The sequence below is a fragment of the Sphingomicrobium sp. genome (genome assembly GCA_036563485.1).
GTDB lineage: Bacteria > Pseudomonadota > Alphaproteobacteria > Sphingomonadales > Sphingomonadaceae > Sphingomicrobium.
In genome coordinates this window covers 2256847-2271635 of the sequence record DATCMI010000001.1, presented here as the reverse complement: position 1 = coordinate 2271635, position 14789 = coordinate 2256847, and the positions used below count along the sequence as shown (strand labels likewise).

Genomic DNA, 14789 nt, shown 5'->3' with positions numbered 1-14789 from the left:
TTGTTGCGCCGGTGCGGAGGGCCGCCCATATACCGGCAATGACTCGTTCTCTCCCGATCCTTCCGCTTCGCGACATCGTTGTTTTCCCCCACCGGATCGTCCCGCTGTTCGTCGGCCGCGACAAATCCGTGGCGGCGCTCGAAGCGGCGATGGCTGCCGACAAGGAGCTGTTCCTCGTCGCCCAGCTCGATCCGGGCGAAGATGATCCCGACCGCGACGCGCTTTACGATCTCGGCGTCATCGCCACCGCGATGCAGCTCCTGAAACTTCCGGACGGCACCGTTCGCGTCCTTGTCGAGGGCGTGAAGCGGGCGCGCCTCGTGAACCTGGTCGAGCGCGACGGCTACACCGCCGCCGAGATCGAAGAGGTAGACGAGGAGCCGGTCGCCGGTCCCGAAGCGCAGGCGCTGATGCGCTCGGTCATCGAGCAGTTCGAAAACTACGCCAAGCTCAACAAGCGGCTGCCGCCGGAGACCGGGATCCAGCTTTCGGAGATCGAAGACCCGTCCGTGCTCGCCGATGCTGTCGCATCGAACCTGTCGGTGAAGGTATCCGACAAGCAGGCGCTGCTCGGCGAGCTGAACCCGTCGCGCCGCCTCGAAATGGTGTTCGCCTTCATGGAGGGCGAGCTTGGCGTGCTCCAGGTCGAAAAGAAGATCCGCAGCCGCGTGAAGCGGCAGATGGAGAAGACCCAGCGCGAATATTATCTGAATGAGCAGCTCAAGGCGATCCAGCGCGAGCTCGGGAACGAAGGCGAGGAGGGCGGCGACGAGCTTGCCGAGCTCGCCGAGAAGATCCGCAAGACCAAGCTGTCTAAGGAAGCGCGGACCCGCGCCAATGCCGAGCTGAAGAAGCTGCGTGCGATGGCGCCGATGTCTGCCGAGGCGACAGTCGCGCGCAATTATCTCGACGTGCTCCTGGGCCTGCCGTGGGGCAAAAAGTCGAAGCTGAAGAAGGACATCGCCGAAGCCCAGAACATCCTCGACGAGGACCACTACGGCCTGGAAAAGGTGAAGGACCGCATCGTCGAATATCTCGCGGTCCAGGCGCGCACCAACAAGCTGAAGGGTCCAATCCTCTGCCTCGTGGGGCCGCCGGGGGTCGGCAAGACTTCCCTCGGCCGCTCCATCGCCCGTGCCACGGGCCGCGAGTTCGTCCGACAGTCATTGGGCGGGGTCCGCGACGAAGCCGAGATCCGGGGCCATCGCCGCACCTACATCGGGTCGCTACCGGGCAAGATCATCTCGAACATCAAGAAGGCTGGGACGTCGAACCCGCTGTTCCTGCTCGACGAGATCGACAAGCTTGGCCAGGACTTCCGCGGCGACCCTGCGTCGGCGCTGCTCGAGGTCCTCGATCCGGAGCAGAACAACAAGTTCCAGGATCATTATCTGGAGCTCGACTACGACCTCAGCGACGTGATGTTCGTGACCACCGCGAACTCGCTCGACATGCCGCAGCCTTTGCTCGACCGCATGGAGATCATCCGCCTCGAGGGCTACACCGAGGACGAAAAGGTCGAGATCTCCAAGCGTCACCTGATCCCGAAGCAGATAGACGCGCATGGGTTGAAGGTCGAAGAGCTGAGCTTTTCGGATGATGCCTTGCGCAGCGTCATGCGGCACTACACCCGCGAGGCCGGCGTCCGCACGCTTGAGCGCGAGCTCGCCAAGGTTGCGCGCAAGTCGCTGCGCCAGATCCTCGAGGGCAAGGTCGAACGCGTCGAGGTGACCCCAGACAATATCGGCGAATTCCTCGGTGTCTGGAAATATCGTTACGGGATGGGCGAGGAAGAGGACCAGATCGGCGCGGTCACCGGCCTCGCCTGGACCGAAGTCGGCGGCGAGCTTTTGACGATCGAAGCCGTGACGGTGCCCGGCAAGGGACAGATCAAGACCACCGGCAAGCTCGGCGAAGTGATGCAGGAGTCGATCCAGGCGGCGATGAGCTTCGTCAAGGCACGTGCGCCCGCTTATGGCGTGAAGCCTTCCATTTTCGCGCGCAAGGACATCCACGTCCACTTGCCCGAAGGAGCGGTGCCGAAGGATGGTCCGTCCGCGGGTATCGGCATGGTAACCGCAATGATCTCCACCCTGACGGGGGTTCCGGTGCGCCGCGATGTTGCGATGACCGGCGAGGTGACTCTCCGGGGCCGCGTGCTTCCGATCGGCGGCCTCAAGGAAAAGCTCCTCGCGGCGCTTCGCGGCGGCATCACCACGGTGCTGATCCCGGCTGAGAACGAAAAGGATCTGGCCGAGCTGCCGGTGGCGGTGAAGGACGGGCTTGAGATCGTGCCCGTCGCGCATGTCGACGAAGTGCTGTCGCGAGCGCTGGTCGAACCGCTTCAGGCAATCGAATGGACCGATGCGGACGAGCATGCCGCGGAACCGCCGGTCCACCCAGGCGTCGGCGAGCCGGGAGCTGCCGTTCGGCATTAGGCCACAGGCTGGACAGGTCGGTGAAGTCCTGACTTAAGGTAAGGGCGAGTCTTGGCGCTACGAGGGAGACGCGGGGCATGAACAAGCAGGAACTCATCGGCCATGTCGCGGACCGCGCCGGGCTCAGCCGCAACGATGCGTCGCGTGCTGTCGAGACCATGCTTGAAGTCATTACCTCCACCCTCAAGCGCGGCGATGAAGTGCGCCTGGTCGGATTCGGCAATTTCTCGGTCACTCGGCGAAAGGCATCGACCGGCCGCAACCCGCGCACCGGTGAGCCGATGCAGATCGACGCCAGTTCGCAGCCGAAATTCCGCCCCGGCAAGGTCCTGAAGGACGCGGTTCAGTAGCGGCTGGACAGGTTCGCGCGGGCGGCTATATCCCGCGCTTCCGCAAATCGGCGGGCGCGTAGCTCAGCGGTAGAGCACACCCTTCACACGGGTGGGGTCACAGGTTCAATCCCTGTCGCGCCCACCATTCGCTTCCGCTGCCTGGCAGGCGGGCAGCGGGTGCAGCCAGCACAAATCCGATCAGGAACGGCTGCGGCCGTATTCGTCCTCGACGCGGACGATGTCGTCTTCACCGAGATACGAACCGCACTGCACTTCGATCAGGTGCAGCGGGTCCTCGCCCGGGTTTGCCAGCCGATGAAGCGTGCCGACCGGAATGTAGGTCGACTCATTCTCGTGAAGCAGCCGCACCTCATCGCCGGTGGTCACTTCGGCGGTGCCGCGGACCACGACCCAATGTTCGGACCGCTGGTGGTGCTTCTGCAGGGACAGGCGCGCGCCAGGGTTAACGATGATGCGCTTCGACTGAAAGCCGTCGCCGCGGTCGATCGTCTGGTAGGATCCCCACGGCCGAAACACCTGCGAAGTTTGGACGGCCGTTTCCTCGCCGCTGCTGCGCAGCATGGCGACGGCATTGGACACGTCCTGAGAACGTCCGAGATTGGCGACCAGCACCGCGTCGCGGGTTACGATGACGCCAAGATTATCGATGCCGATCGTGACGACCAGCTTGCCATGTTCGGAGCGGACCAGGGAATTGCTGCTGTCGATCGGCACGACCTTGCCCTGGACCGCATTGCCTCGCTTGTCCTTCGGCGAAATCTCCCACAGCGACTGCCATGACCCAACGTCGGACCACCCGATATCGACCGGAAGCACGAATGCGGCATCGGTCTTTTCCATGACCGCATAGTCGATGGAGATGCTGGGAGCCGACACGAAGCTCTCGCGATCGGGCCTGACGAAAAGGCCGTCGGCCGCTGCTTCGGCAACGGCGCTGGAGATGGCGGCAACGACGTCGGGGGCAAGCCGCTCGAGCTGATCGACCATTGCGCTCGCGCGGAACAGGAACATGCCGCTGTTCCAGACAAACCGGCCGTCGGCGAGATACTCGCGCGCAAGCTCCTCGTTCGGCTTTTCCACGAACCGCGCGACCTTGTGCACGCGGCTCCCGGCTTGTGCTTCGCTGCCCAGCTCGATGTAGCCATAGCCGGTGTGCGGCCGATCCGGCCTGATGCCGAAGGTCACAAGGCCGCCGGCTTCGGCAACGGGCATCCCTGCCTGTACCGCAGCGGCGAATGCGTCGGTGTCTCGAACCAGATGGTCGGATGGGAGGACCAGCAGAAGCTCGTCCCCGAATTGCCGCAAGCTCCACAGGGCCGCAAATGCGATCGCCGGCGCCGTGTTCCGCCCGGCGGGCTCCAGCAGGATCGCGGCGGCGTCCTGGCCGATCTTGTGCAGCTGGTCCTTGATGAAGAAACGATGCTCTTCGTCGGCAACGATGACCGGGGCAGCGAAGCCCGGCCCCATGACGCGCGCGACAGTGGTCTGCAGCATCGTATCCTCGCCGGCGATCGGCAGGAGCTGCTTGGGATGGCTCAGCCGCGAGATGGGCCAAAGGCGCGTGCCTGCGCCCCCTGAGAGGATGACTGGGCGGATCATGGTGGCTTGATCGGGCGTCGCCCCGCTGTTGGCAAGTGCTCCGCCGAAGGGACAGGGCTCAGGCGAAGGCGAGATATTCCGGTTGGAAGCTCGCGACCCGCTGGATCTCGCTCCAATCCACGAACTGGATTTCGCGGCCCTTGCGCCGGATCAACCCGTGCCGCTCGAGCTCTGCGAGGACGCGGTTGACGTTCACGGACGTCTGTCCGGTGATGTCGGCGATCTGCTGCTGGGTGAATGGGTTTGACAGCTGGCCCTCGGGCGCATTCATCCGGACTGCAGTTTCGCACAGCAGGTGGGCAACGCGGGCCGTGGAATCGCGGCGGCCGCAGTTGAGCAGCCATTCGTAGCCGATCGCTTCGGCGCGCTGGATTAGCCGCCAGAAGAAACGCGGCAGTTCCGGGTTTGCATCGACGATCGGGTCAAAGTCGCCGGCGCTGCCAACCAGCAGCTCCGTCTTCACAATCGCCTGCAAACCGTAAGCGGCCGCGCCGCTACGCGGCAGGATGCCTTCACCGGCGAAGCGAAGGGCGACGATCTGCCGCCGGCCCGAGCCGTCGACCTTGAACTTGGAAAGGATTCCTGACCGGACGAAGATCACTTCGTCTCGCTTGGCACCAGGTTCGCGGAAGGGGCGGCGCGGATCGACCTGGATGACCCGCTGCGGCATCCGATCGAGGAGGTCGGCAAGATGCGGGGCGAGGCCTGCCGAGATCAATGTCTCTCGCAGAGGAATGCCTTGCGTCGACATGGTACGCCGACTCGTCATGGGCTTGGTCTCCCCGGCGCAGAATGCGGGTCAACCGCAGGTCACGCAAGCTCCCTAACTTCGGGTAAGGGCTATCGCGCTGCCTTTGCTCGCTTCGAGCGTCGCCGTTCTTGCGTTCCTCGGCTGCCCCTCTTAAGTGCCGGCCGCGGGCGAGGGAGCATTCTCCCGACACGCGCCGTGGCGATCGTAGCTCAGCTGGTTAGAGCACTGGTTTGTGGTACCAGGGGTCGGGGGTTCAAGTCCCCTCGGTCGCCCCATTTCCTTATAGAGCAAAGAGTTAGCGCACTCGATGACTACGCCTTGGGGCCTTGCCGATTTCGACGACCACGAAGCCGTTCAGTTCGTCACCAATGAGGAATGCGGCCTTCGTGCCATCATTGCGGTGCACTCGACCCATCTGGGTCCCGCCGCGGGCGGAGCGCGCTTCTGGCATTATGCCAAGGACGAGGACGCGTTGATCGACGCGCTGCGGCTGTCGCGCGGCATGAGCTACAAGAATGCCATGGCCGGGCTGCCGCTCGGCGGCGGCAAGTCGGTGCTGCTGGCGCCGGAAGACCGCAGCAAGACGCCCGACCTCTTGCATGCATTCGGCAAGGCCGTCGATGGGCTCGGCGGCCGCTACGTCACCGCGGAAGATGTCGGCATGAGCGTCGCCGACATGATCGAGGTTCATCGCTCGACGAAGTTCGTCGCCGGCCTTCCCAAAGAGGGCGGTGAAGTTGGCGGCGACCCGGGGCCGCATACCTCGCTTGGCGTGTTCCTTGGGATCAAGGCGGCGGTGAAGCGGGCGCTCGGTAAGGACAGCCTCGACGGCCTTCACATCGCCATGCAAGGCGCGGGTAGCGTCGCCAGCGGCGTTGCACTCCATGCCTGTGCGGAAGGCGCAAAGCTCAGCATCGCCGACATCGACCAAGCGAAGGCGCAGAAGCTCGCCGGTTTGACCGGCGGCACGGTGGTCTCGACCGATGACATCCTCTCGCTCGAAGCCGATGTCGTCAGCCCCAACGCGCTCGGCGCCGTGCTGACGGAAGAGAGCATCGCTGCGCTCAGGACCCCGATCGTGGCCGGCGGCGCCAACAACCAGTTGGCTACGCCGCAAGACGGCGAGCGCCTGCAACAGCGCGGCATCCTCTACGCACCCGATTATGTCATCAACGCCGGCGGCATCATCAACGTCTGCACCGAATATGTCGGTGACGGCGACGCGACCCTGGTCCGCGAACGGATCGAGGGCATACCGGTCCGTCTCGAGCAGATCTGGGCCGAAAGCGCGAACAGTGGCCGCGACCCGGCTGCTGTCGCCGACGCTATGGCGCAAAGGCTCATCGGCAGGGCATAAGCCGCGCAACGTGCACGCGTTCGCAAATCCAGCGCGCTTCCTGCGCATTGCCCGGCCCGCGACCATGTGGCTGCTGCTGGTCGGGCTCGCGCTTGCTGGCGCGGGAATGCTTGCGGGCCTGATCCTTACTCCGCCCGATTACCTCCAGGGCGAGACCGTGCGCATCCTCTACATCCACGTGCCCTCCGCATGGCTTGGCATGGCAGGCTGGCTCGGCATCGCCGCCGCCTCAATCAGCCAGCTGGTGTGGCGCCACCCGCTCGCTGCCATTGCCGGCCGAGCCATGGCGCCGGCAGGGGCGACATTCGCTGCGATCTGCCTCCTGACAGGGTCGATCTGGGGACGGCCGACCTGGGGCACCTGGTGGGAATGGGACGGTCGCCTGACCTCCATGCTCGTCCTTTTCTTCCTGTACCTCGGCTACATTGCGCTTGCCGGCGCAGAGCGGGAGCGGGGCGGGGAGGGACGCATCACTGCCATCTTCGGCATCGTCGGCGCGGTAAACCTGCCTGTGATTCACTATTCGGTGCTCTGGTGGAGAACGCTCCATCAGGGCTCGAGCATCGGCGTCACTGGGTCGAGCATCGACAATTCGCTGCTCTGGCCGCTGCCGCTGACGCTGATGGGATTCAGCTCCCTGTTCGCAGCGGCGGTGCTGATGCGCATGCGCGCCGAGCTTGCCGAAGCGAAGGTCGAAGCCCGGATGCGGAGGATGAGCGCATGAACCCGTGGCCATTCGTGATCGCCGCTTATGGCGTGACCATCGCGCTCACCGCGGTCTTGCTGGCCTGGGCCTATGCTTCGATGCGCCGGGCCGAGGCTGCGGCCGACGCGCTCACTCGCAAGTGAAGCCCAAGAACCAGCGCCTCGTCTTGGTGAGTGCTGCCATTGCAGCGCTGCTGGTTGCGGCATTGCTCGCGATGTGGGGCTTAAGGAACCAGGCGTCCTATTTCCTCACCCCCGCCGACATTGCTGCCGGGAAGGCCGAAGAAGCGAAAGCGATGCGGCTCGGCGGCATGGTGGAGGCGGGCTCGATCAAGCACCTGCCGGACGGCGTGACGATCCGCTTCGTCCTGACTGACGGCAAGGCGCAGACCCGCGTCGTCTATCGCGGCATCGTGCCGGACCTGTTCCGGGAAGGCTCGGGCGCGGTGGCAGAAGGGCGCCTGGTCGACGGCATCTTCGTCGCGGACACGATCCTCGCCAAGCATGACGAGCGCTACATGCCGCCGGAGCTGGGCAATCTCGCCGCCGAGCACAAGGCCGGGAAGACGCTGGAGCAATGATTGCAGAGGCCGGGCTAGCGGCACTTTGGCTCGCGGCCGCACTGGCGGCGCTGCAGCTGCTGCTGATGGTGCTCGCGCTTCGTACCCAGATTGAAATTGGCCGCCCAATGCGCGCGGTGGCCGTGGTTCAGGGGATGCTGACGATCATCGCCTTCGCGATGCTGCTGATCCTGTTCGCGCGCAGCGACATGTCGGTCGCTTTGGTGTTCGAGAACAGCAACAGCGCCAAGCCCTTCATCTACAAGGTGGCCGGCGCGTGGGGGAACCACGAAGGATCGATGCTGCTGTGGGTGACCATCCTTGCCGCCTCCGGCGCGTTCCTCGGCCTGTTTTCCCGCCGGGCGAGCGAACGGACATTGGTCGCGGCGCTTGGTGCGCAGGGCGCGCTGGCGCTGGGTTTCTACGGCTTCCTGCTGCTTGCCTCCAACCCGTTTGCGCGGCTGGTTCCGGCGCCTGCCGACGGGCGCGGCCTTAATCCGCTGCTTCAGGACCCCGGCCTCGCGTTCCACCCGCCGACCCTCTACCTCGGCTATGTCGGCCTGTCGGTCGCATTCAGCCTGGCGGTCGGCGCGTTGCTGACGGGCGAAGTCGACAGCCGGCTCGCTCGCGCGATGCGCCCGTGGGTGCTCGCGGCATGGGTCCTGCTCACCGTGGGCATTACCGCGGGCAGCTATTGGGCCTATTACGAGCTTGGCTGGGGCGGGTACTGGTTCTGGGATCCGGTCGAGAATGCGTCCTTGATGCCGTGGCTCGCCGCGACCGCGCTTCTCCATTCCATCAACGTCCTGGCCGCGCGCGGTGCGCTCAAGGCGTGGACGATGATGTTGGCGGTCATCGCCTTCTCGATGTCGATGGTCGGCACTTTCCTCGTCCGTTCGGGCATCCTCACCTCCGTCCACGCCTTCGCGATCGATCCGCAGCGCGGGACATTCCTGTTGGCGCTGCTCGGCATTTATGTCGGCGCGGCGTTCGTCTTGTTCGCGGTGCGCGGCGCCAGCCTGAAGGAAGGCGCGCCGTTCGAGCTGGTCAGCCGCGAAAGCGGCCTGGTGATCAACAATCTGATCCTCAGCGTCATCCTTGGCGTGGTATTCGTCGGCACGCTCTATCCGCTGTTCGTGGAGGCGGTGAGCGGCGAGAAGATGTCCGTCGGCGCACCTTATTTCAATTTGGTCGCGGGACCGCTCGCGCTGCTGCTCGCACTGCTGGTGGGAGCGGGGCCGTTGCTTGCCTGGCGGCGAGAGCGACGACCGGTATTCAAAAGGCTGATCATCCCGGCGTTGCTTGGAATCACCGCGCTCGCGATCACATTCCTGCTCGCACCCAGCATGGGCCTGCTCCCGCGACTGGGGCTGCTCGTTGCGGCCTTCCTCGCCGCCGCCAGCATCCTGCCGATCAGTGGCCGCAATCCGCTTCGGGCGCCGCTCGCCACCTGGGGAATGGTCGTCTCCCACTTCGGGATTGCGGTTGCGCTGGCCGGCATGGCGGCGAATGCCGCGTTCACGAAGGAGAGGCTGGCGATCGCCGATCCGGGCGAGCGGCTGAGTGTCGGGCCGTGGCTCGTGCAGCTCGAAAGCGTCACGCCGACAGCGGGCAAGAACTGGACCGGGATCGAAGCGGATTTGAGCGCCAGCCGCGGCGCCGGCCCGATCACCTTGCGGCCGCAGAGCCGCTTCTTCTCCGATCCGCCGATGGAGACCAACGAGGCCGACATCCGGACCTTCTGGAACGGCCAGCTCTATTCCGTGCTCGGCAAGCAGGACGCATCCGGCGCCTGGCAGCTGCGCTTGTGGTGGAAGCCGTTCGTGACGCTGATCTGGGCAGGCGGCGGGCTGATCGCCCTGGGCGGCCTGATGGCCTTAGTCGGCCGTTTGTGGCGCCGGCGGCGACGGTTGGCTGCTCCGGAAAGCGAGTGGCGTGGGGCGGGCTACGCATGAGCCGCGCCCTCCGCTTCGCGCCGCTGGTGCTGCTGGTCCTGGTCGTGGGCGCGCTGCTGTGGCGCCTGGCGACGCCGGCCGACACCAGCGTCCGGTCAGGCCTCGAAGGCCAGCCTGTGCCCAGCTTCACGCTCGACACAGCGCTCAGCGGCAAGCCGGCGCTGTCCTCTTCCGATCTCGCAACGGGCGAGCCGCGCCTGCTCAACATCTTCGCAAGCTGGTGCGTGCCCTGCGCAACCGAGGTGAAGGTACTCCAGGAGCTCAAGGCCCGCGGCGTGAAGGTGGACGGCATCGCGATCCGCGACAGGCCGGACGATCTTGCGGGCTTCCTGGCTCGGCACGGCGATCCTTACGAGCGGATCGGCGCGGACCCGCAGAGCGCCTTACAGATTGCGCTCGGCTCATCGGGCGTGCCTGAAAGCTTCATCGTCGATGGCAAAGGGATCATCCGCAAGCAGCATATCGGCGCCATCGAAGCCTCGGACGTTCCGGCGATCCTCAAGGAGCTGGAGCAGGCGCGATGAAGCGTTTTTTCGTCTTGCTCGCGCTGCTGCTGGGGCAACCGCTGGACGCCGACAGCAATTTGCCGCCCGCTTACTGGTCGAACCGCCAGTTGCCGGATGTGCGCCAGGAGGCCCAGGCCCAGCAGCTGATGGAAGAGCTTCGCTGCCTCGTCTGCCAGGGGCAGTCGATCGCCGACTCCGACGCGGAGATGGCCGGCGACATGCGCGATCTGGTGCGGCGGCGTATCGCCGCGGGTGAACAGCCAGGTGCGATCCGCGATTGGTTGGTCCAGCGTTACGGCAGCTGGATCACCTACAAGCCGACGGCGGAGCCGGCCGCCTGGCCGTTGTGGCTGGCGCCGTTGGCGCTGCTTGGCATCGGAGCGTGGCTAATCCGCCGGCGCATCAAGCTGAAGAGCCGGTGATGGGCTGGCTCATCCTGCTCCTGCTCATCGTCACCTGTGTGGCGGCACTGCGCCTGTTCGGCGTTCGTGGCGGTGCGTTGACGGCAGGTGCAGCAGCGCTGCTCTTCGGCGCTGCAGGTTATGCTCTTCAGGGCAGCCCGAGCCTAAGCGGAGCGCCCGCTAAACGCGATCGGACGTCGACGGTCGTCCCGCTCACTCAGGCTCGTCACGCATTTTTCGGTAACTTCTCCGCGGCCGAGAGCTGGGTTCGCATTTCGGAAGCGCTTGCGAGCGACGGGCAAGACGAGGATTCGGTCGGCATCCTCCAGAACGCCGTCCGGCGATATCCCGGCGACCAGCATCTCTGGATTGCGCTTGGCAACGCCCTTGTCGATCACGCGGGAGGGCTGACGCCGGCAGCCGAACTTGCCTACCGGCGAGCCGATCAGGTGCTGCCGAACCGCCCGGCACCGCGCTTCTTCTATGGGCTTGCACTCGCGCGCTCCGGTCAGAAAGAGCGGGCAGTCGAGCTGTGGCGCGAGATCCTCGCCCAAGCACCAGCCGACGCCAAATGGCGACCGCTTGTTGAGCAGGGCGTGCAGGCACTGAGTGTGCCGGCAACGCTGGCGCCCCGAGCTTCGCCTTAATGTTCGCCGCGCCCGGTCTGCTCCTGCAGCGCGTCGATCTTCTTCGAAGCGTCCGCCTTGCTGAGCTCCGGATCGAACTCTTCGCCCGCTTCCTCGCTGAGCGTTTGCAGATAGGAGGCCTGCGCACCGGTCATCGGCTCGTCACCGGTGACCCAATGGTCCGGATCCTTGACCGCATTACCAGTCGGATGCTGCTTCGGGTCGTCAGAAATGTTGGTCGACATTGATGCACCTTTTCAATCACTTGGTCGGTGCATCAACGCCGATGTTCTTCATCTGTTCCGCTAGGCGGCGACGGGTTCGAACTCCAAGTCGAGCGCTTCGGCAACCGCCTGGTGGCGGATCTTGCCGTCCGAGACGTTCAGGCCATTCGCGAGGTGCGGGTCCTGCCGCATCGCTTCTTCGGCGCCGAGGTTCGCGATCTTGATGGCGAAGGGCAGGGTCGCATTGTTGAGCGCAAAGGCGCTGGTCCGCGCGACGGCGCCCGGCATGTTGGCGACACAATAGTGGATGATCCCGTCGACCTCGTACACAGGGTCGGCGTGGGTCGTCGCGTGCGAGGTTTCGAAGCATCCCCCCTGGTCGATGGCAATGTCGACGAGGACGCTGCCGCGCTTCATCGTCTTGAGCATGTCGCGAGTGACGAGCTTGGGCGCAGCAGCCCCGGGCACGAGCACCGCGCCGATGACGAGCTCCGCTTCCTTGACCGCATTCGCGATCGCCGCGCGTGAGGCATAGGCCGTCTTGATCTGGCTCGAGAAGAACATGTCGAGCTCGGCGAGGCGATCGTTGTTGATGTCGTAGATGGTCACGTCGGCGCGCATGCCGGTCGCCATCTGCGCCGCGTTGACGCCGGAAACGCCCCCGCCGAGGATCGCCACCTTAGCGGGCGCGACGCCGGGAACGCCGCCGAGAAGCACGCCGCGGCCGCCCTGTTCCTTTTCGAGATAGTGAGCGCCGACCTGGACCGACATGCGCCCAGCGACTTCGCTCATCGGCTTCAGGAGCGGAAGCGAGTTGGTGCGCGAGGTCACCGTTTCATAAGCGATGCAGATTGCACCCGACTTGATCAAACCCAGCGCCTGATCCTTGTCGGCGGCGAGGTGGAGGTAGGTGAAGAGGATCTGGCCTTGGCGGAGCATGGCGATCTCGCCCGGCTGCGGCTCCTTGACCTTGACGATCATGTCGGCGGTTTCGAACACCGACTTGGCGTCCGGCAGGATCTTGGCGCCCGCCTTTTCATAGGCCTTGTCGGGACAGTCGATGCCGTTCCCGGCGTTCGTCTCGACGAACAGCTCGTGGCCGTGGCTGACCAGCTCCGCCACCGATGCGGGCGTCAGGCCGACGCGATATTCATGAACCTTGATTTCCTTGGGCACACCAATGCGCATGGATTTCCATTGCTCCGTCTGAAGATTTGCCGGGCCTATAGACCGGGTTTTCGGCGCTGTCCCGCTCGATTGCAGCTATATGTGCGCAGTGCTAGTGGGGCGCGACCGCCGCGCGACCGCGGGGGCCATAGTGCGTCAACTTGGGCGGTCAGTACAAAGCAGCATGAGCATCGATGCAACGGGTGGAGCCGAGGCGGGGACCCCGGATCACGACCTGATCGCGCACGGGCACCAGGGGCCGCTCGGCAAGATGGCGGTCGCCGCGATCGGGATCGTCTATGGCGATATCGGCACCAGCCCGATCTATTCGTTCCGCGAGACCTTCGCCGGCCATCATACTTTGGTGCCCGACCAGCTTCACATCTGGGGCGTGCTCAGCCTGATCTTCTGGTCGATGATGATCATCGTCACGTTCAAATATCTGACGATCATCATGCGAGCCGACAACAAGGGGGAGGGCGGAAGCCTGGCGCTGCTGGCGCTGATCAACCGCTCGCTCGCGAAACGCGCGAAATGGACGGGCGGCATCGTCCTGCTCGGCGTGTTCGCTACGGCGCTTTTCTACGGCGATTCGATGATCACGCCGGCGATCTCGGTCCTGTCGGCGGTGGAAGGGCTGACGACCGTCAACCCGCTGTTCGAGCCCTATGTCATTCCCTTGGCGGTCGTGATCCTGATCGCCTTGTTCTCGATCCAGTCGCGCGGCACGGCGAAGGTCGGCGCGATGTTCGGGCCGATCATGATCATCTATTTCACGACGCTTGCGGCGCTCGGTATCTACTACATTCTCGAGCGGCCTTCGGTGATCCTGAACACGCTCAATCCGTGGAACGCGATCGAGTTTTACATCCAGGAGCCGGTGCGCGCCTTCGTTGCCATGGGATCGGTGGTCCTGGCGGTTACCGGCGCTGAAGCCCTTTACACCGACATGGGCCACTTCGGACGCAGGCCGATCCGCGTGTCGTGGCTGTACTTCGTGCTCCCGGCGCTCCTCCTCAACTATATGGGGCAGGGGGCGATGATCCTGTCGCTGTCGCCTGCCGAAGCTGTCGAAACGGTCAAGAACCCGTTCTTCTACATGGCTTCCGACATGTTCCGCCTGCCGCTGGTCCTGCTGGCAACGCTAGCCACGATCATCGCCAGCCAGGCGGTGATTTCCGGCGCCTTCTCCGTCACGCAGCAGGCGATACAGCTCGGCTTCATCCCGCGTCTGCGGATCACCCACACCAGCGAAAGCGCCGCCGGGCAGATCTACATTCCGGTGGTCAACTGGGCGCTGCTGGTGATGGTGCTGCTGCTGGTCTTCACCTTCCGCAACTCCTCAAACCTGGCCGCGGCCTATGGCATCGCAGTGACGGGGGCGATGCTGATCGACGCAGTGCTGATCAGCGTCGTGCTGCTGGCGCTGTGGAAGTGGAACCGCTGGCTGGTCTTCGCGATGCTGTTCGTCTTCTTCGGCATCGACCTGCTCTATTTCTCGGCGAACCTGCTCAAGATCCCCGCGGGCGGCTGGTTCCCGCTGCTCGTCGGCGCCATCGCCTTCACGCTGCTGACGACTTGGGCGAAGGGCCGGCAGCTGATGATCGCCCGCATGAACGAGGCGAGCCTGCCGATGGAGATTTTCATCAAGTCGGCGGCGCCGAGCGCTGCGCGCGTGCCCGGTACCGCGGTGTTCATGACCAGCTCGGCAAGCGGCGTGCCGCACGCGCTGCTGCACAATCTCAAGCATAATAAGGTGCTTCACGAGCGCGTCATCCTGCTGACCGTGCGGATCGAAGACGTGCCCTATGTGCCGGACGAGAAACGCATCGAGACGCGCGACTATGGCGCGGGCTTCTACCGCACAGTGCTCCGCTTCGGCTTCATGGAAGAGATCGACGTTCCCGCGACGCTGGCTCAGGTCAAATCCTTCGGTTCGCAGTGCCGAATGATGGACACCAGCTTCTTCCTTGCGCGCCAAACGCTGCTTGCTTCGTCGCGGCCCGGCATGGCGATCTGGCGAGAGAAGCTGTTCGCCTGGATGCTTCGCAACGCGGAAAGCGCGATGGAATTTTTCAAGCTGCCGACCAACCGCGTCGTCGAGCTTGGGAGCCAGGTCGAGATCTGAACCTTCCGCCATGCCCGCG

15 protein-coding genes and 2 tRNA genes are annotated in these 14789 nt (G+C 64.8%); 13 read left to right on the top strand and 4 right to left on the bottom strand.

Annotation, left to right across the window (positions count from 1 at the left end; genetic code table 11):
• Positions 1 to 38: 38 nt before the first annotated feature.
• The 3 genes from lon to VIL42_11870 all read left to right on the top strand — a co-directional run bounded on the left by lon (position 39) and on the right by VIL42_11870 (position 2915).
• A complete protein-coding gene (lon, locus tag VIL42_11880) occupies positions 39 to 2438 on the top strand; it encodes an endopeptidase La (protein HEY8593540.1) in 2400 nt (799 codons plus the stop codon).
• 77 nt (positions 2439 to 2515) lie between these two features.
• Positions 2516 to 2788, top strand: a complete 273-nt coding sequence (locus tag VIL42_11875; protein ID HEY8593539.1) for an HU family DNA-binding protein — start codon at positions 2516 to 2518, stop codon at positions 2786 to 2788.
• A 52-nt stretch (positions 2789 to 2840) separates the two neighbouring features.
• Positions 2841 to 2915: transfer RNA gene (locus VIL42_11870), tRNA-Val, on the top strand.
• A gap of 53 nt (positions 2916 to 2968) precedes the next feature.
• Here the strand turns inward: VIL42_11870 and VIL42_11865 are convergent.
• Together VIL42_11865 and VIL42_11860 are read right to left on the bottom strand one after the other, a co-directional pair.
• The gene (locus VIL42_11865) at positions 2969 to 4390 is read right to left on the bottom strand and encodes a mannose-1-phosphate guanylyltransferase/mannose-6-phosphate isomerase (GenBank protein HEY8593538.1); all 1422 of its coding nucleotides are present in this window, start codon (positions 4388 to 4390) and stop codon (positions 2969 to 2971) included.
• A gap of 58 nt (positions 4391 to 4448) precedes the next feature.
• The gene (locus VIL42_11860) at positions 4449 to 5159 is read right to left on the bottom strand and encodes a Crp/Fnr family transcriptional regulator (GenBank protein HEY8593537.1); all 711 of its coding nucleotides are present in this window, start codon (positions 5157 to 5159) and stop codon (positions 4449 to 4451) included.
• Between the two features lie 180 nt (positions 5160 to 5339).
• Here VIL42_11860 and VIL42_11855 point away from each other — a divergent pair.
• The 9 genes from VIL42_11855 (at position 5340) to VIL42_11815 (ending at position 11272) form a co-directional block, all read left to right on the top strand.
• Positions 5340 to 5416 (top strand) — tRNA-His (locus tag VIL42_11855).
• Positions 5417 to 5448: 32 nt separating this feature from the next.
• Positions 5449 to 6498, top strand: coding sequence for a Glu/Leu/Phe/Val dehydrogenase dimerization domain-containing protein (locus VIL42_11850; protein HEY8593536.1), 1050 nt, complete (start codon positions 5449 to 5451; stop codon positions 6496 to 6498).
• A gap of 10 nt (positions 6499 to 6508) precedes the next feature.
• A complete protein-coding gene (gene ccmC / locus VIL42_11845) occupies positions 6509 to 7222 on the top strand; it encodes a heme ABC transporter permease CcmC (protein ID HEY8593535.1) in 714 nt (237 codons plus the stop codon).
• A complete protein-coding gene (locus VIL42_11840; GenBank protein ID HEY8593534.1) occupies positions 7219 to 7347 on the top strand; it encodes a hypothetical protein in 129 nt (42 codons plus the stop codon). Before ccmC ends, VIL42_11840 begins: the two co-directional genes overlap by 4 nt.
• The gene (gene ccmE / locus VIL42_11835) at positions 7344 to 7784 is read left to right on the top strand and encodes a cytochrome c maturation protein CcmE (GenBank protein ID HEY8593533.1); all 441 of its coding nucleotides are present in this window, start codon (positions 7344 to 7346) and stop codon (positions 7782 to 7784) included. Before VIL42_11840 ends, ccmE begins: the two co-directional genes overlap by 4 nt.
• Positions 7781 to 9718 (top strand): heme lyase CcmF/NrfE family subunit, encoded by a 1938-nt coding sequence (locus VIL42_11830; protein ID HEY8593532.1) that lies wholly within the window; start codon positions 7781 to 7783, stop codon positions 9716 to 9718. The genes ccmE and VIL42_11830 overlap by 4 nt, the downstream gene beginning before the upstream one ends.
• Complete coding sequence (locus tag VIL42_11825) at positions 9715 to 10242, top strand: redoxin family protein (protein HEY8593531.1); 528 nt, start codon at positions 9715 to 9717, stop codon at positions 10240 to 10242. The genes VIL42_11830 and VIL42_11825 overlap by 4 nt, the downstream gene beginning before the upstream one ends.
• Positions 10239 to 10646, top strand: coding sequence for a cytochrome c-type biogenesis protein (locus VIL42_11820; protein HEY8593530.1), 408 nt, complete (start codon positions 10239 to 10241; stop codon positions 10644 to 10646). Before VIL42_11825 ends, VIL42_11820 begins: the two co-directional genes overlap by 4 nt.
• Positions 10646 to 11272, top strand: coding sequence for a cytochrome C biosynthesis protein (locus VIL42_11815; protein HEY8593529.1), 627 nt, complete (start codon positions 10646 to 10648; stop codon positions 11270 to 11272). Before VIL42_11820 ends, VIL42_11815 begins: the two co-directional genes overlap by 1 nt.
• Here VIL42_11815 and VIL42_11810 read toward each other — a convergent pair.
• Both VIL42_11810 and ald read right to left on the bottom strand, forming a co-directional pair.
• Positions 11269 to 11496, bottom strand: coding sequence for a DUF3072 domain-containing protein (locus VIL42_11810; GenBank protein HEY8593528.1), 228 nt, complete (start codon positions 11494 to 11496; stop codon positions 11269 to 11271). The genes VIL42_11815 and VIL42_11810 overlap by 4 nt on opposite strands.
• Before the next feature lie 60 nt (positions 11497 to 11556).
• Positions 11557 to 12663, bottom strand: coding sequence for an alanine dehydrogenase (gene ald / locus VIL42_11805; protein HEY8593527.1), 1107 nt, complete (start codon positions 12661 to 12663; stop codon positions 11557 to 11559).
• A gap of 250 nt (positions 12664 to 12913) precedes the next feature.
• Here ald and VIL42_11800 point away from each other — a divergent pair, with 250 nt between their 5' ends.
• Positions 12914 to 14770 carry a potassium transporter Kup gene (locus VIL42_11800; GenBank protein ID HEY8593526.1) on the top strand — a complete coding sequence of 619 codons (1857 nt, stop codon included), beginning with the start codon at positions 12914 to 12916 and terminating at the stop codon, positions 14768 to 14770.
• Positions 14771 to 14789: the final 19 nt, after the last annotated feature.